This is a genomic window from Halalkalibacter sp. HAAS-P013 (genome assembly GCF_056619925.1).
In genome coordinates this window covers 38,386-55,685 of sequence record NZ_JBWQTU010000004.1, presented here as the reverse complement: position 1 = coordinate 55,685, position 17,300 = coordinate 38,386, and the positions used below count along the sequence as shown (strand labels likewise).

Annotated in this window: 19 protein-coding genes; 2 read left to right on the top strand and 17 right to left on the bottom strand. The window is 39.2% G+C overall.

Annotated elements, in window-relative coordinates:
• Positions 1-39 precede the first annotated feature (39 nt).
• The gene (locus tag AC1FXP_RS07415; RefSeq protein WP_034629709.1) at positions 40-261 is read left to right on the top strand and encodes a DUF1128 domain-containing protein; all 222 of its coding nucleotides are present in this window, start codon (positions 40-42) and stop codon (positions 259-261) included.
• 80 nt (positions 262-341) lie between these two features.
• Here the strand turns inward: AC1FXP_RS07415 and rnc are convergent, their stop codons facing one another.
• The 12 genes from rnc to AC1FXP_RS07355 form a co-directional block, all read right to left on the bottom strand.
• On the bottom strand, positions 342-1,064 hold the full coding sequence (rnc, locus tag AC1FXP_RS07410) for a ribonuclease III (protein WP_480060238.1): 723 nt from the start codon (positions 1,062-1,064) through the stop codon (positions 342-344).
• A gap of 192 nt (positions 1,065-1,256) precedes the next feature.
• Complete coding sequence (gene acpP, locus AC1FXP_RS07405) at positions 1,257-1,490, bottom strand: acyl carrier protein (protein WP_034629715.1); 234 nt, start codon at positions 1,488-1,490, stop codon at positions 1,257-1,259.
• 253 nt (positions 1,491-1,743) lie between these two features.
• Positions 1,744-2,484, bottom strand: a complete 741-nt coding sequence (gene fabG, locus AC1FXP_RS07400) for a 3-oxoacyl-[acyl-carrier-protein] reductase (protein ID WP_480060236.1) — start codon at positions 2,482-2,484, stop codon at positions 1,744-1,746.
• The gene (gene fabD / locus AC1FXP_RS07395) at positions 2,484-3,434 is read right to left on the bottom strand and encodes an ACP S-malonyltransferase (RefSeq protein WP_480059904.1); all 951 of its coding nucleotides are present in this window, start codon (positions 3,432-3,434) and stop codon (positions 2,484-2,486) included. The genes fabG and fabD overlap by 1 nt, the downstream gene beginning before the upstream one ends.
• A gap of 14 nt (positions 3,435-3,448) precedes the next feature.
• Positions 3,449-4,444 carry a phosphate acyltransferase PlsX gene (gene plsX / locus AC1FXP_RS07390; protein WP_480059902.1) on the bottom strand — a complete coding sequence of 332 codons (996 nt, stop codon included), beginning with the start codon at positions 4,442-4,444 and terminating at the stop codon, positions 3,449-3,451.
• Positions 4,444-5,022, bottom strand: a complete 579-nt coding sequence (fapR, locus tag AC1FXP_RS07385; protein ID WP_480059900.1) for a transcription factor FapR — start codon at positions 5,020-5,022, stop codon at positions 4,444-4,446. Before fapR ends, plsX begins: the two co-directional genes overlap by 1 nt.
• 84 nt (positions 5,023-5,106) lie before the next feature.
• Positions 5,107-7,155: an ATP-dependent DNA helicase RecG gene (gene recG, locus AC1FXP_RS07380; RefSeq protein ID WP_480059898.1), complete on the bottom strand. Its 2,049-nt coding sequence runs from the start codon at positions 7,153-7,155 to the stop codon at positions 5,107-5,109.
• Positions 7,152-8,039, bottom strand: coding sequence for an L-serine ammonia-lyase, iron-sulfur-dependent, subunit alpha (sdaAA, locus tag AC1FXP_RS07375; RefSeq protein WP_480059896.1), 888 nt, complete (start codon positions 8,037-8,039; stop codon positions 7,152-7,154). The genes recG and sdaAA overlap by 4 nt, the downstream gene beginning before the upstream one ends.
• 41 nt (positions 8,040-8,080) lie before the next feature.
• Positions 8,081-8,743, bottom strand: a complete 663-nt coding sequence (gene sdaAB / locus AC1FXP_RS07370) for an L-serine ammonia-lyase, iron-sulfur-dependent subunit beta (protein WP_480059894.1) — start codon at positions 8,741-8,743, stop codon at positions 8,081-8,083.
• Positions 8,744-8,912: 169 nt separating this feature from the next.
• A complete protein-coding gene (locus tag AC1FXP_RS07365; protein ID WP_480059892.1) occupies positions 8,913-9,767 on the bottom strand; it encodes a DegV family protein in 855 nt (284 codons plus the stop codon).
• A gap of 24 nt (positions 9,768-9,791) precedes the next feature.
• On the bottom strand, positions 9,792-11,447 hold the full coding sequence (locus AC1FXP_RS07360) for a DAK2 domain-containing protein (protein WP_480060234.1): 1,656 nt from the start codon (positions 11,445-11,447) through the stop codon (positions 9,792-9,794).
• 61 nt (positions 11,448-11,508) lie between these two features.
• Positions 11,509-11,871 carry an Asp23/Gls24 family envelope stress response protein gene (locus tag AC1FXP_RS07355; protein WP_480059890.1) on the bottom strand — a complete coding sequence of 121 codons (363 nt, stop codon included), beginning with the start codon at positions 11,869-11,871 and terminating at the stop codon, positions 11,509-11,511.
• A gap of 220 nt (positions 11,872-12,091) precedes the next feature.
• On the opposite strand from AC1FXP_RS07355, the gene rpmB reads away from it, so the two are divergent.
• Complete coding sequence (gene rpmB, locus AC1FXP_RS07350; protein WP_250095351.1) at positions 12,092-12,280, top strand: 50S ribosomal protein L28; 189 nt, start codon at positions 12,092-12,094, stop codon at positions 12,278-12,280.
• 59 nt (positions 12,281-12,339) lie between these two features.
• Here the strand turns inward: rpmB and spoVM are convergent, their stop codons facing one another.
• The 5 genes from spoVM to AC1FXP_RS07325 form a co-directional block, all read right to left on the bottom strand.
• The gene (gene spoVM, locus AC1FXP_RS07345) at positions 12,340-12,420 is read right to left on the bottom strand and encodes a stage V sporulation protein SpoVM (protein ID WP_034629734.1); all 81 of its coding nucleotides are present in this window, start codon (positions 12,418-12,420) and stop codon (positions 12,340-12,342) included.
• Between the two features lie 524 nt (positions 12,421-12,944).
• On the bottom strand, positions 12,945-13,589 hold the full coding sequence (rpe, locus tag AC1FXP_RS07340; protein ID WP_480059888.1) for a ribulose-phosphate 3-epimerase: 645 nt from the start codon (positions 13,587-13,589) through the stop codon (positions 12,945-12,947).
• Positions 13,589-14,473: a ribosome small subunit-dependent GTPase A gene (gene rsgA / locus AC1FXP_RS07335; protein WP_480059886.1), complete on the bottom strand. Its 885-nt coding sequence runs from the start codon at positions 14,471-14,473 to the stop codon at positions 13,589-13,591. The genes rpe and rsgA overlap by 1 nt, the downstream gene beginning before the upstream one ends.
• 70 nt (positions 14,474-14,543) lie before the next feature.
• Positions 14,544-16,544 carry a Stk1 family PASTA domain-containing Ser/Thr kinase gene (pknB, locus tag AC1FXP_RS07330; protein WP_480059884.1) on the bottom strand — a complete coding sequence of 667 codons (2,001 nt, stop codon included), beginning with the start codon at positions 16,542-16,544 and terminating at the stop codon, positions 14,544-14,546.
• Entirely contained in the window at positions 16,541-17,299 is a 759-nt protein-coding gene (locus AC1FXP_RS07325; RefSeq protein ID WP_480059882.1) for a Stp1/IreP family PP2C-type Ser/Thr phosphatase, read from the bottom strand. The genes pknB and AC1FXP_RS07325 overlap by 4 nt, the downstream gene beginning before the upstream one ends.
• Position 17,300 lies beyond the last annotated feature (1 nt).

Sequence of the window (17,300 nt, the reverse complement as noted above, 5' to 3'; positions counted from 1 at the left end):
CGATACATACATAACCAATCATAGGGGTGAAATAAGTAAATGAATTTAGATGTAAATACACGTGATAATATTGAATTCATGATTGAAGAAATTAAGAACAAGTTACAAATTGTAAACGCAGCTGCCTTAAATTCAAAAAGTTTTGATACAGAACAGTATGAAGAACTTCGCGATATTTATGAAATGATCCAAAAGAAATCATCTTTCTCTGTTAGTGAGCTTGATGCAATTGTCACTGAATTAGGAAAGCTACGTAAATAAACAGTGTTATGATAAATTTTAGAGCATCTCTATCTACAAAAAAATGTCCTCTCGATTATGTTTCATGAGAGGACATTTTTTTATTTTAGCTTATCTTGCTCACTTAACTTCATTAAAGCCTGTTGAGCAGCATGTTGTTCGGCTTCTTTCTTTGAACGTCCTGTTCCAATGCCAAGAGCAGATTCATTCAATTGCACTTCTGAGACAAACTCTCGATTATGTGCAGGCCCTCGTTCCTGTACGATGATGTATTGGATTTGTCCCAGGTTATCTCGTTGAATGAACTCTTGAAGCTGACTTTTGAAATCCATCATATGAGAAAAAGCACCATCATTTATTTTTGGATACATCGTATCATTCAAAAATTTGAAAACTGAATCCAATCCTTGATCAAGATAAAGAGCACCTATAAATGCTTCAAAGACATCTGCTAATAAAGCAGGTCTAGCGCGTCCACCTGTCATTTCTTCGCCCTTGCCAAGCAAAACGATCTCGCCAAAGTGTAACTCTTGAGCAAATTGTGCAAGGGAAGGTTCACAGACAATAGATGCACGTAATTTCGTCATGTCTCCTTCACTCATCGTCTTGAATTTCTTGAATAAAAACTGCGACACAGAAAGTTCAAGGACGGCATCTCCAAGAAATTCCAATCGTTCGTTATCTTGAAAAGAATAGATTCGGTGCTCATTCACATAGGATGAATGGGTGAAAGCTTGAATAAGTAGCTTTTTGTTTTCAAAAGTCAACTCAGTTCGTTGCATTAAATCATCAAACTTTTTTTTCTGTTCTTCAGTAAGAATCATCTTTCGATTTCCCCGTCTTCGATCATTTGAATAATGGGACTTCGACTTTCGGTGATATTTCGAAGATTGTGGCATAGCTACCTCCAACATCATTAATTAGCCACCAACGATTGACTATATGAGACAATTCATTGGCCATGAAATAAATTGAAAGGCAAGTCCCACATGGCAAATCATATGGGACTTCCCTTCTTACTGACGGCTGTTTATGTAATCAACTACATCAGCTACAGTTGAAATTTTCTCCGCTTCCTCATCAGAGATTTCTAGATCAAACTCATCTTCAAGTTCCATAACTAGTTCAACTACATCTAATGAATCAGCCCCTAAATCATCCTTAAAAGAAGCTTCAAGTTTCACTTCCGCTTCTTCCACACCTAAACGGTCAACAACGATTTTCGTAACACGTGATAATGTATCTGCCATGTTTCGTTCACCTCCTCTCAAAAATTAACCTAACTTAAATGTTTAAGCTAGTGTTGAAGGCTAGGAAAAGTTTACCGATGAACTCCCTTTCTGTCAACCTGAATTTTATTAGTTATTAAGAAATAGGGAGAGTACTCTTGCCTTGAGTTTTTTCAAGGGGAAAACTGTCCTTACCCGTAATAGTGCGCTACGGCGGCTTGGTCATTGCTTCGAGTTTACATAAAAAGGGAAGATCACCCTTTTTATGTAAACTCTACATCACCATTCCTCCATCTACATGGAGGGTTTGGCCTGTCATGTAGTCGGCGTCTGGGCTTGCTAGGAACCGAATGACGTTGGCAATGTTTTCTGGTTTCCCTAAAGTTGCAAGTGGGATTTGTGAAAGAAGTTGCCCTTTCATGTCATCGCCAAGCTCGTCTGTCATATCTGTTTCAATAAAACCAGGTGCGACTGCGTTCACATGAATGTTACGGTTGGCTAGTTCTCTTGCCATTGTTTTTGTAAGACCAATGACACCAGCTTTGGCTGCCACATAATTGGCTTGTCCTGCATTTCCAAGAACTCCGACAACTGATGATACATTAATAATACGACCATAGCGCTGTTTCATCATTTGTCTTGTAACAGCCTTTCCACAATTAAAGACACCTTTTAAGTTCGTATTTATAACCGCATCCCATTCGTCTTCTTTCATTCTCATGATCAAATTATCTTTTGTAATCCCTGCATTGTTAACGAGAATATCAACACGCCCAAATGCATCAACCGTTTCTTTCACCATTGCTTGCACTTGTTCGGCATTGGCAACATCAGCTTGAACAGCAAGTGCGTCCACTCCCAAGGCTTTTATTTCAGCAACGACTTGCTCAGCTCGTTCCTGACTACCTGCATAATTGACAACTACATTAGCCCCATTGCGACCTAATTCAATAGCTGTCGCTCGTCCGATTCCACGAGAAGCTCCCGTAACGATAGCCGTTTTCCCTTGTAACATCATTCTGTCACTCCTTCTAACATTTCTTTCACTTTTAACACGCCTTCTCGGTTACTCACGGCAACCACCTTGGCTCTTCTTTCTACTTTGCGGACAAGACCTGATAAGACATTACCAGATCCCACTTCTACAAACAAATCTACTCCTTCTGCAAGAAGCGTCCGTATTGTATCTTCCCAAAGGACTGGTGAATACACTTGTTCAATTAAATTTTCTCTTATTTGCGACGCATCTTGCACTCCTTTTGCTGATACATTTGCAATAACAGGAATGGAAGCGTCTATAACCTTTAGTTGTCCAAGAGTCGTTTGTAATTTCTCAGCTGCTGGCTTCATTAAACTCGAATGAAACGGCCCACTTACTTGAAGTGGAATCACTCTTTTTGCTCCAGCTTCTTTTGCTTTCTCTGAAGCAAGCTCTACTCCTTTCGCTGATCCTGAAATGACAATTTGACCTGGACAGTTTAAGTTTGCAAGTTCAGCAGTTTCTGATGTTTCAAGGCTTACACTAGAGCAAACTTCACCAAGAACGCTACTTTCCAATCCAAGAACTGCAGCCATAGCTCCTTCTCCGAAAGGAACAGCTTCCTCCATAAATAAACCACGACTCCTTACAGCAAATACAGCATCTTCAAATGACATCGCACCAGCTGCAACCAATGCACTATATTCACCTAAACTATGCCCCGCTACAAAATCAGGTTTAATGTTTTCTTGATGTAAGAGCTCAAGTACCGCTGTACTCATTGTTACTAATGCTGGCTGCGTATTCTCCGTACGTTTTAACGTTTCTTCAGGCCCATTAAGCATGATTTCGGATAATGAGTATCCTAATTTTTGATCAGCACGTTCAAATATCGCTTTACTTACTTGTTCCTCATTAATTAATTCTTGCCCCATTCCAACAGCTTGAGACCCTTGTCCCGGAAATAAAAAAGCTATTTTTGGCACAGGTCATCCCTCCTCTATACTTTCTCTTCTACTTTGGCTACTTCATTTTTAATAATTGTAACGACTTGATGCTCCACCATCTCTTTAGCCTGCCTAATAGCATGAAAGACAGCTGTAGCGTCAGATGAACCGTGAGCTTTAATGACAGGAGCCCTAAGACCATATAATCCAGCACCACCATATTCTGAATAACTTAATTGACTCTTTATCCCTTTAAGACTTGACTTTAGGACCCCTGCTGCAAGCTTGTTAACAAATGAACTCGTTAACTCTTTCTTCAACAAAGAAAACAAAGTTCCTGCAGTTCCTTCAACCGATTTTAGAACAAGGTTCCCCGAGAAACCGTCGCATACGACAACATCCGCTACCCCCGACAATAAATCGCGCGCCTCAACGTTTCCAACAAAATTTATGTCACTTGATTTTAGAAGAGGAAAAGCTGCTTTTGTAAGTTCGTTTCCTTTCCCATCTTCGGTACCGACATTTAATAAACCTACACGAGGATTGTTCACATTACGCACCATTTCCATGTAGGTCTTGCCAATAATTGCATATTGTTGAAGATGCTCCGGCTTTGCATCCATGTTTGCACCTACGTCTAACAATAAGAAACCTTTTCCATCTAATGTTGGTAGCATAGGGGACAATGCAGGGCGACCAATTCCTTTAATCCGACCAACATGCAGCAAGCCTGCTGTCATTAATGCTCCTGTATTTCCTGCAGAAATACAAGCATCGGCACGTCCTTCTTTTACTTCCCTTACGGATAAAACCATCGAAGAATCTTTTTTTCTTCGAACGGCCGTCGTGGGCTGATCTGTATCTTCAATTTTTTCCATTGTATGTAAAATGGTGATTTGCTTGCCATTTGTTATATGCTTTTTTATTTCTTCTTCATTCCCTACTAACGTAATGTTTAGTTCAGGGAACGACTGAATAGCATTTTGAGCAGCTTCAACCTGAGCTTTGGGCGAATGATCTCCTCCCATAGCATCGATAGATATATTCATTAGGACTCTCTCCTTCTCGACTCTCTTTCATTTGTCCGAAACATGACGAACTCTCCTGAAAAAACGAGCTCCTGTTCAACATAACTTCGTACGTCAACAGTCGTTCTTTCTTTTTCAGTACCAGTTACCTTCGCTTTAGCGATCACTCTTTCTCCCGCTTGTACTTGTCTAGTAAATCGAATCGTAGCCTTCCTGGTAAGGGCCATTTCATCATTTATAATAGCTACAGCTAGCGAATTAGCCTGGGCAAATAAGTGGTGTCCTCGCGCAATACCTGATCTCGCAAAAACATGTTCTTTTCGGACATCTAATATCGATATCGCACGTTCATCAAGCTGAAGATCCACAATTTCTCCAATTACTTCCTCAGGAGAAAGAGCTTTTACATCATCAAGTTGTTTTTTTGCGACACCTTTAATTCTTTCACGCAATTCAGGAATTGCTAATTCTAATCGATCAAGGCGGATTGTTTGAATACTTACAGAAAATCGATCAGCAAGATCTTCATCGGTCATAAAAGGATTTTCTTCTAATGTCTCTTTCAAGAGTTCCTGTCTTTCCTTTTTTTTTCGTTTCATGGCTTACACCGCCCACTTTTGCTCATTGAATATATGACTAGGTCCTAAGAGTAGTATATAATTGCTTTTCACTGATTTCAATAGTCAATCAATTTTTTGACCATTTAACACACCTTGTTCTTCAATATAATGTCGCAAGCCTTGATAGCATTTGTTTACCCAAAACTCATTAGAATGAATCAATTTTACTGCATCTTGTCTTGCCACCTCTAACGCCCTGTAATCATGTACAACATCTGCCACCTTGAAATCCGGTAACCCACTTTGCTTTGAACCAAAAAAATCTCCAGGTCCTCTAAGCTCCAAATCACGTTCAGAAAGGACAAACCCATCGTTCGTTTCGGTCATAATTTTCATTCTTTCTTTACCAACTTCCGATTTAGGATCTGCTAATAAAATACAATACGATTGAGCCTCACCACGACCGACCCTTCCTCTTAATTGATGTAGCTGAGCTAAACCAAACCTCTCAGCATCATAAATAACCATAACCGTTGCATTAGGAACATTAACCCCAACCTCTACAACCGTTGTTGATACTAATATTTGTGTTTCATTTTTACTAAACGATTCCATGACAGCGTCTTTTTCTGTAGGATGTAAACGACCATGCATCAAACCAACCTTCCACTTTCCTTTATAATGCTGCTCAAGAATCATATGAACATCAATCGCATTTTGTACATCAAGCTTTTCAGACTCCTCAATTAGAGGACAGATAACATAAGCTTGCCTACCCGCCTTGAGTTCTTTTTCAATAAAGCCAAGGACTCGTTCAAGCATATCCGGTTTTGCCCAATACGTCTCAATTTGCTTCCGGCCAGCTGGCATCTCATCAATAATTGACACGTCCATATCTCCAAACACTGAAATGGCTAATGTACGAGGTATTGGAGTTGCCGTCATAAAAAGGACATCAGGATTTTCTCCCTTATCACGCAAAACTCGCCGCTGTTCCACTCCAAATCGATGTTGTTCATCTGTAATAACCAATCCTAAATTATTAAATTTAACATCGTCTTGAATTAACGCATGTGTACCGACAACTAGTGATAACTCACCGCTTTCTAGCATCGCCAGGCGCTCAGTCCTCATCTTCCCTTTTACTGATCCTGACAAGAGCTCCACCTGAATTTCAAATGGTTCTAACAAAGCTTTTAGTGATTGAACATGCTGCTCAGCTAGAATTTCTGTTGGTACCATTAATGCCGCTTGATAGCCTGCTCGAATAACTGCATACATACATACTGCCGCAACAACCGTTTTCCCTGAACCAACATCCCCTTGCAACAAGCGATTCATCCGATAGCTTGATTGAATATCTTGTGTTATTTCATCAACAACACGTTTTTGAGCACCTGTCAGCGGAAATGGCAACCGCTTAATAAACTGGTCAATTTCCACCTTAGGAATCAAAAGGGCACGCCCATTTGTTCGATCTCTATTAGCCTTGCGAAAAGCTTGCATTTTTAACTGGAATAACAGAAATTCCTCATAGACCATTCTTCTCCTTGCGTGTTTCATTGATTCGGTATTTGGGGGAAAATGCAACCTAGAAAGAGCTTCTTTCTTAGTTGGTAGCTTATAAGTTTGTAATAGTTCCGGTGGCAGAATATCATAAATATCTCCACCAAATTGATTCATTGCTTGGTAAATAAACTTGCGAAGTGCTTTTGTCGTTAATTTTCCTGAAACTGAATAAATAGGAGAAATTGTCTGTTCTCGTTCTTCACGTCCTCTATTCATTTCACTACCCGTGATTGTCATCCGGTGCTGATCCCACTTCCCCGTAATTGTTAATTCCGAACCAACTGCGATCTGATTTTTTAAAAAGGCACGGTTAAAAAACGTTACCGTAATGAGGATCTGATTAACTAGAAATCGGAAAGATAAACGGTTTTTCTTCTTTCCAAAATACCTAACTGATGGTTCACTTTGAACAATTCCATTTACAGTCACTCGCTCTTCATGCTTCACATCATGTAGATCTTTTAATTGATAGTCTTCATAACGAAACGGGAAGTGTTCCAATAAATCACCAACTGTAAAAATTCGTAATCCTTGTAATTGTTTAGCTGTCTCTTCACCAATTCCATTTACATCTATAACAGGTCTGTTCATTGCTTCGTTCATTTTTTATCTAGCGACACCCCGTATATCTTTGCCTCAAGTTCACGTCCTGTCGGTGTCGCTGCTAACCCTCCTTGTGCCGTTTCTCGTAATGCTTCAGGCATCGTCTGACCTATTTTATACATAGCGTCAATTACTTCATCACAAGGAATTCGGCTTGTAATTCCAGCAAGAGCCATATCAGCAGCAACAACTGCAATAGAAGCACCAATAGCATTTCGCTTCACACATGGAACTTCAACAAGTCCTGCAACAGGATCACAGACTAACCCCAACATATTTTTCAATGCTATTGCCATTGCTTCTGCAGACTGACTCGGTGTTCCTCCTGCTAACTCTACTAATGCAGCAGCTGCCATCCCTGTAGCTGAACCGACTTCAGCCTGACACCCTCCAGCTGCACCTGAGATCGATGCATTATTTGCAACGACAAAACCAAATGCCCCAGCTACAAATAAGTAGTTGACCATTTGTTCGTCGGTCGGTTCTAATTTCTTTGTCATCCCAAATAAAACACCCGGAACTACTCCCGCTGAACCTGCAGTAGGAGTGGCACAAATCGTCCCCATCGCAGCATTTACTTCGTTTGTTGCTACTGCTTTACTAACCGCATCTAATACTGTCTCGCTTGATAAATATTGTCCCTTTTTAATGTAATCTTGAAGAAGAACAGCATCTCCCCCCGTTAATCCTGAGACGGAACGGACCTTTTCTGTAATCCCACGCTCGACAGCTTCTTTCATGACATTTAGATTTTTTAGCATTTGGTCTTTTATTTCTTCGCGTGTTCGACCTGTTACTTCCATCTCTTGTTCAATCATTATTTCTGAAATAGATTTACTCGTTGATTCTGCTAACTCAACTAATTCAGCTACATTTCTAAACATGAGAAGCCACCTCCAAATTCATTGTTTTCCTATTAATCATGTTAATCATGAATTTTCGTTACCTTCATGATATTCGGTAATTTTTCTAACTCTACTAGTAGCAAATCTTCAACGTTTTGATCTACTTCAATAACCATTAATGCTTCTTTCCCTCGTTCTTTTCGTGAAACTTCCATATGACCAATATTTATTTCATATTTCGCAAGAACATTTGAAACACTAGCAATAACACCATACCGATCGTTGTGTACAACTAGAATCGCTGGATGATTCCCTGATAACCGAAGGACAAAACCGTTTAATTCAATAATTTCTATTTTCCCACCACCAATTGAGATTCCAACAAGCTCTATCTTGTCTTCCCCTTTAGTCAGAACAACTCTTGCTGTATTGGGGTGATCCGTAATGGCCTCTTCTTCATGAAAATTCACTTGAATGTTTTCTTCTTTTCCAATTGTCAAAGCTTGTGTAATTCGAGAATCAAAAGTATCAAAATTTAAAATCCCACCTACGATAGCAACATCTGTACCGTGTCCTCTATAAGTCTTAGCAAACGATCCATAAAAATAAATATCTGCCTGATCAGGCTTTTGTCCAAATAATGTCCGTGCTACCCTGCCAATCCTAGCCGCCCCCGCTGTATGCGAGCTAGAAGGTCCAATCATCACAGGCCCGATAATATCAAAGACTGTACGATATTTCATATGACAACCTCCTGTTATCGCATTTCACTATAAAAAATAAAAAGGTGACCCAAGCAGAGTCCACGACTAGCGAAAACAATAAAAACAACAAAAATACGTCGCATTTCGTCATCTATTGCGCACTAGAGGTCAGACATCTTTACATGAGCCACCCTCATATTATCAGTTATCAAGCTTTTGTCATAACAATTGAAACCGCCCCTGGCCCAACATGTGATCCTATTACGGCTCCAATTGATGTGATAACATCACTTTCTACTTCAAACTCAGATTTAATTCTTTCAATCATTTCCTCAGCTAGTGTATCGTTAACTGCATGAGAAATCCCAACATGAACAGGGTCAGATCCGTATCTATCTTTCAAAATCTCAACAATTCGGTTCAAAGCCTTCTTTTGCCCACGTGCTTTCTCGAACGGATACACTTCCCCTTCATCTGTTAAAGATAAGATTGGTTTAATTTTCAGCATAGAACCTAGCACAGCTGATGCTTTGCCGATTCGTCCATTTTTTTGTAAATAATCGAGAGTATCTACCATAAAAAATAAACTCGTATCACGCAATAATTCATCTAATCTTTCTTGACATTGCTCTAACGAATGTCCGTCTTTTGCCAATTTAGCAATCTCTACGACAATAATTCCAATTGCGTAAGATGCACGCTTTGAGTCAATAATATGAATTGGCTCATCCTCTCCCATCGACTGCTTTGCAATAGTTGCTGCTTGATACGTCCCACTCATTTTGGAGGATATGTGAATAGAAATAATCTTACTTTCGCCATCATTTAAAAGCGAACGGTACACTTCCTCAAACTGATAAGGTGTAGGTTGAGACGTTGATGGAATCGTATTAGACGCTTTTACCTTTTTATAAAATTCATCCGCTGTAAGGGTTACTCCATCTTCATATGATTCCGTTTCAGAGAAGATTACATTTAACGGAACTACTGTAATACCTAATTTCTCAGCCAAATCTGCTGGTATATCTGCCGTACTATCTGTTACAATTTTAACATTCGGCACACGAAACCCTCCTTTACTCTACCTTTACTCAACTGAGATAATATATGAGTAAAGGGGTTGATTACCTAAGTGAACATCCACTTCTACATCCGGAAATTCTGCTTCTATAAATTGTGCAAGTGTATTTGTTTGCTCATCGGTTGCATCTTCACCTTGCAAAATTGTAACAATTTCGCTTTCATCGTCGATCATTTGTTTAAATAATTGGTTTGTAACCTCAATGATATTTGGACCAGAACTTACGATTTTCTTCTCAGCAATACCCATGAAATCATCTTTTTTAATATCAATACCGTCAATGTTCGTATCTCGTACAGCAAATGTCACTTGACCTGACTTAACGGTTGATAACGCATCTTTCATCATACCTGCATTTACATCTAAGCCTTTGGTAGGGTTGAATGCTAATAGAGCTGCAAGACCTTGAGGTACTGTTTTCGAAGGAACAACAACAGCCTTCTCACCAACGACTTTAGCTGCTTGTTCCGCGGCCATGATAATATTTCCGTTATTTGGTAAGATAATCACTTTTTCTGCATGAACTTCTTCAATGGCATTAACAATATCCTCCGTACTAGGGTTCATTGTTTGCCCACCCTCAATGACAACCCCTGCACCTAAGCCTTTAAAGAGGTTTGCAATTCCATCTCCCATTGCGACCGTTACAATACCAAATTCACTTTTTTCTTTTTTCTTATTAGGTAGATCAGCACTAGATTCTTGACCATACGCTTCTTTCGTTTCGTCTAAAAGGTGAGTATGTTGTTCACGCATGTTTTCAATTTTTATATTAATTAATTCTCCATACCTTTGTGCTTTTGTTAATACTTCACCTGGCTGCTCAGCGTGGATATGTACTTTGATTAAATCGTCATCTGAAACAACAAGAAGCGAATCACCGAGCTCGCTTAACTCTTCTCTAAATTCTGTTTCAACAAATGGGTTTTTCCTTGTTTTTTCTGCCTGAATTCGAACCATCACTTCCGTACAAAACCCAAACTCAATATCCTCAGTTGCCATATGACTTTGAGCATTGTGATGTTCAATTTTCACAAGATTATCCATTAAAATTTCTTCTGTAGTTGATACCTCAGAAAGCTCTTCTCCTTTTAAAACCGCTAAGAAGCCTTCGTAAATGTAAACCAACCCTTGCCCACCTGAATCAACAACACCAACTTCTTTTAAAACGGGTAGTAAATCCGGTGTGCGTTTCAATGAGGCTTTCGCTTCTTTCACTGTTTCTTCCATGACAAAAACGACATCATCATGTTTTTCAGCAGTTTTTACTGCATGTTTCGCAGCATCCTTTGCAACAGTTAAGATCGTTCCTTCAACAGGTTTCATAACTGCTTTATATGCGGTTTCAACTCCACTTTCAAACGCTTCAGCTAAATCATTTGCTGTAAACTTAGCTTTGCCTTCAACCTGTTTAGAAAACCCTCTAAATAATTGCGAAAGAATAACACCCGAATTTCCTCTTGCCCCCATTAATAATCCTTTTGCAAATGCAGCTGCTACTTTACTCGAGTCATTTTGAATATTTTGTTTTACTTCTTTTACTCCTGAAGTTATGGATAGATTCATATTTGTACCTGTATCGCCATCTGGAACAGGAAATACATTTAATGCATCCACCACTTTCACATGTCTCGATAAATTAGCTGCACCTTCAATATACATGTAGGCAAGCTTCGTACCATCAATTTGTTTTGCCACGAACTTTTTCCTCCTAACTAAGCGCTTACGGGTTCGTGACGCGGACACCTTGAACAAAGATGTTCACGGAATCAACATCAAGCCCTAACATTTGTTCTAGTTGATATTTAACTTTTGTTTGTACGTTATAAGCCACCTCAGAAATTTTCGTTCCATAGCTGACAATGATGTACATATCAATATGAATTTGCTCTTCGTCTTCACGAATGACGACACCCCGACGAAAATTTTCTTTACCTAGTAGATCGGTAAGACCATCTTTCAGTTGCTTTTGAGAAGCCATTCCAACGATTCCATAACAATCAATAGCTGCTCCACCAGCTATTGTTGCAACAACATCCTTTGAAATATCTACAACACCTAGTTGAGTTTTCATTTCAATTGACATTCCCATTCCTCCCTCTCGAAGACAAACTTGATTCACTAAAGTCATTTTACTATAATATACCTCAATTTAAAAGCGTATTCGAACCTAAGCACTTTTCACAAGTGTCAAGCAAGATTACTTGATAAAGTTTCTAGGAAGCTATTGCATTATACCAAGGGCTGTGCTACTATATTCAAGTATGATTTCAAGTGTCTGTATTGGAAATAAGGAGGTGCATATCATGGCACGTAAATGTTATATTACAGGTAGACAAGCTCGCACGGGAAACAAACGCTCTCACGCACTTAATAAAACGAAGCGCCGTTGGGGTGCAAACGTTCAAAAGGTACGTATTTTAGTAGACGGTAAACCAAAACGTGTGTACGTTTCTACTCGCGCACTTAAGTCTGGTAAAGTAGAACGCGTATAAGTTGTGAATTTCATTCACAACTCTAACAAAAAAGCACCGATATACGGTGCTTTTTTGTTTTACCCTTTTTTTAATGAGTTCAATACTGCCTTGACAAACCCACCTAAAAACTTAGGTAGCTTGATCGTGTAGAATTTCATAGCTCCTCCTCCTCAACGTGAATAGCCACCACGGGGATAATGTTAAAGAAACTTGACTCACGACCTAGGACGTGAAGCAAAGTGCCCCTATCCATCAAGCCATTTTGTTTAGACAAGAATCAATGATAAGGATAAAAATAATTGCTCCCTTTAAACTTATATATCTAGATACGACAAACTATTCCTATTTTTTTATGATGTCATACCTCCGTGATACTCTTGCTTGAGCAAATTATCCTTGTCTCTTTATCATTATGCATATGCCCTATACCTCAATATATGTCTGTTGAAAAAGAATGTTCATCTTCATAAAAAATAATCAAACGTGTCCATAATGGAGCGTCTAAAACAAGACGATGTCCACTTCTTTTCAAGAAGCTTAGCAATTTAGCATAGACGTTACTATTTAGTCAATGTACTAAATATGCCAGCTTATCCTTTTTCAATAATCTTCTTTATTCACTTTACTCATCTGCTCAAAAAAAAGAAACAACATGCTCTACTTTTTGAGCATGTTGCTTTTCTTACCCTCTAATTTCAGATATTGCTAAAGCACGGTTTTCTTGATTATAAATGGCTGATCCTGCAACTAATACATTCGCTCCTGCTTCAACACATTTCCTTGCTGTTTTCGGATTTACTCCTCCATCAACTTCAATTTCAACAAGTAAGCCTCGGCTTTGAACCATTTGAGAAACCTTTTCAATCTTTGTTAAAACAGAATCTATAAATCTTTGTCCCCCAAACCCTGGGTTAACCGTCATCAATAGAACTAAATCAACTTCATCTAATATTGGTTCAATTAGTTCTACAGGAGTTGCAGGATTTAATACGACCCCAGCTTTCACACCTTGTTCCTTTATTAGATGAATCGTTCTATGTAAATGTGGGGTTGCCTCAACATGAACGGAAATGATATCAGCACCCGCTTTTGCAAACTGCGGGATATAGGCATCAGGATTTTCAATCATTAAATGAACATCTAACGGTAAATTGGTAATAGGACGAATCGCCTCAACAACAAGTGGACCAATTGTAATATTCGGAACAAAGTGTCCATCCATAACATCAACATGAATATAATCTGCTCCAGCTTGCTCGACATCTTTTATATCTTCAGCTAAGTTAGCAAAATTAGCTGATAAGATTGAAGGTGCAATCTTAATCATCAGTCATATCTCCTTTTCTGGCTTTTAATCTCATCTAAAAACTGCAAATAATGTTTCATTCTTGTCGAACTAATTTCCCCTTGGTCGTAAGCTGCTTTAACAGCACACTTCGGTTCAGATGTATGAGTACAGCCTCTAAATTTACAATTTGCAGAGCGTTCCTCCATCTCAGGGAAGCAATTTGATAAATCCTCTGCTTCTAGATCAATAAAATCAAGCGAACTAAATCCTGGTGTGTCAGCAACCAACCCACCACCTATTGAAAGCAATTCAACATGTCTTGTCGTATGCTTACCCCTTCCAAGGTGGGAAGAAATTTCATTTGTTTCAATATTCAATTCCGGCTTTAAACTATTTAACAGCGAAGATTTTCCTACACCTGATTGCCCTGCTACCACACTTACCCGCCCATTAAGATACGGAAGAATTTTTTCTATTCCGTTATTATGCAAAGTAGATGTCAATAAGACAGTATAGCCAATTTCTTCGTACTCTTTTTTGAATGCTTCGATTTCTGTTAGAGATGGATCATCAAGGAGATCTACTTTACTAATAATGATAACTGGAATTAAATTGTTCGCTTCAATATGTACAAGAAAACGGTCTAGAAGCAATGGACTAAAGTCAGGTTCTAACGCAGAAAAAACAAGTAATGCTTGATCAACATTGGCAATAGGGGGACGAACTAGTTCATTTTTGCGCTCAAACACATCAAGAATGTAACCGTCTGTAACATTCTCTGCTTCAAACTCAACTTGATCTCCGACTAAAGGTTTAATTTGACGTTTACGAAAATTTCCCCTTCCACGACATTGAAAAACACCGCCTTCAGATTGAACATAATAAAAACCACTTAATGCTTTAACAATCATTCCAGTTGCCATGCAGAACCTCCTAATTTAATAACCAATGACAAGAGGCAAGGTATGTTCATACCCCTTGTCATTTCTTAATTTAACGCCTACGAAACTCATAAGGACCTAAATCTTTTTCAAGCTTCCCATCAATATAAATTTCAATATATCCATTTTGTGACGGGGATGTCACTAGCGGAATTGAATAAAGTTTAGTATCAGTAATTGTTTCATCTTCAAACACTCTTTCTTGCCCTTCTGTAGTATGGTCACGATAAACAATTCGAATATCAAATGATTCTCCCGCCTCACGCTCCTCAGTAGACATTTGAATTTCTTGACGAACTTCGTAATTATATACCGGTTCTTCTTCTGGCTCAGGTTCAGGCTCTGGCCCCCTCGATATCGTAAGATTTACTGTTTGACCTTTTGTTAACTCCGTATTAGGAGCAGGTGATTGTCTTAGAACCCTGCCAGATTCGATTGTATTTGAATGTTCATAAGTTAGATTATGATTAAGACCAGCTTCAGTTAAATAGCTAACCGCTTCAGACTCGCTTACATTCTCAAGATCTCGCAAGCGAATGGGTTGTGTAACACTATACGTTAGATGAATCCTTGTTTCATCAACAATGACGAGGGTTCCTGGTTCAGGGGCCTGTACGGTCACATATCCAGGAGAGTGTTGATCTGTTTCTTGCTCGGTTGTTTCAACCGTAAATCCTTGCCCTCTTAATTGACTTGCAGCCTGATTAATATGCATGCCAATAACATCATCTAGTTCAACTTCTTCCCTACCTTGACTCACAAAAAGCCGTACGGTAGAACCTTCTTTTACCATTGATCCTGGAACTGGATTTTGTCTAATAACATGATCCACTGCGATTTCATCATCTTTCATTTCCTCCCTTACAACAAGAAGCTTCAAGGACGTCAATTCCTCTTCTGCTTCATCGAAAGGAAGTTCTAACACACTTGGAACTTCAACTTCTCCGACTTGAAAAATAGTTGGTAATAACGCAAAGGCTGCAATCGCTCCACCGAGCATTAGTAAGGCGGTAACAATTAAAATAGTAAGCCATTTTTTCCCTTTCTTCTTCTTCGGTTTTGGTTTTGGTTTTGGTTCCTTTTTGATAGGTTCTACTGGCTTACTATGTGTTTTTGTTGGAGGAACTTCAACTGTCTTATCAAGATCCGTCGATTCATGATCACGAATAATCGGGATAGCTTTTGTTGCTTCCTCATCCTCGTCCTCAACTACAAAAACTGCTTCATTCACTCTTTCAGGAGCTAATACAGTAAGGACATCTTCTTCCATTTCTTGAACCGTAGCATATCGCTTAAGAGGATCCTTAACCGTTGCCCTGCGTATGACATTTTCAATACTTTGCGGGAGCGATGGAACTTTTTCCTTTGCCGACGGGACTTCATTTTGTAAATGTTTAATCGCAATTGAGACAGCTGTATCCCCTTGAAAAGGTAGTTCTCCAGTTACCATCTCATATAAAACAATACCTAATGAATAAATATCTGATTTATATGTGACATGGCCACCACGAGCCTGTTCTGGTGAAAGATAATGTACAGATCCCATAACTGAATTCGTATGGGTAATCGTCGCAGCAGAAATAGCACGAGCAATTCCAAAATCTGTCACCTTTACAACGCCATCATTACTTATTAGAATATTATGCGGCTTAATGTCGCGGTGAATAAGGTGGTTTGCATGAGAATGCTCGAGTGCTGAAAGCATCTGTTCCATATAGTCGACTGCTTCTTCAACAGGGATCGGTCCACGTGATTGAATTAGTTCCTTTAACGTTGGACCTTCAACATATTCCATAACTATGTAATACGTATTGCCTTCCTCCCCAACATCATAAATATTTACAATGTTAGGATGTGCTAAACTGGTAGCCGATTGTGCCTCACGTCTAAAACGCTGGATAAATTGCTCATCATCAGAAAATTGAGGTTGTAATACCTTCACAGCAACATGGCGATCAAGAATGACATCGAGCGCTTTATAAACATTTGCCATTCCTCCGCCACCAATTGTCTCGAGAATTTGATAGCGACCACTTATGCGCTGTCCAATCATTGCTGTTTGCTCCGCTCGTCCGATTTGTCTTTAATATCGATAATTGCCACTGTTATGTTATCTTCCCCACCGCGCTCATTTGCAAGGTTTATTAATTTATCTGCTTTTGATGGCAATTCATCAAATCCTTCAAGGTGCGCTTTCAATTCATCATTACTAACTTTATTCGTTAATCCATCTGAACACAACAAGATCTGTTGATCTTCCTCAACCTGCAACGTTGTCACATCAATTTTTATTTCGCTTTCTGTTCCCAAAGCACGCAAGAGAACATTTCTTCGTGGATGATGTTCTGCTTCTTCTTCTGAAATTTGCCCATTCCTAACAAGTTCCTGCACAAGAGAATGATCTGACGTTTTTAATTGAAACCCAAATTCATTATAAACATAGGCACGACTATCGCCAATGTGAGCAATTGAAATAAACTCTTCCATACATAATGCAACAACGAGAGTCGTTCCCATTCCACGGCACTCTGGGTGTTCCTCAGCGTGCGAGTATAGTTGTTCATTAATACGTTCAAACTGCTCGATTAACCATTTCTCTGCATCTACAACAGTAGGAATTTCTTTAACTCCCCCCCACACATCACGTAAATAACTGGTAGTCATCGTACTTGCTACATCGCCAGCACGATGTCCCCCCATTCCATCAGCCACTACAGCAAGGACACCTATCTCATTTTTAAATACTCCACCACTGTCCTCATTATGTGCACGAACTTTTCCTACATCTGTTCGAAAAGTAAACTCCATC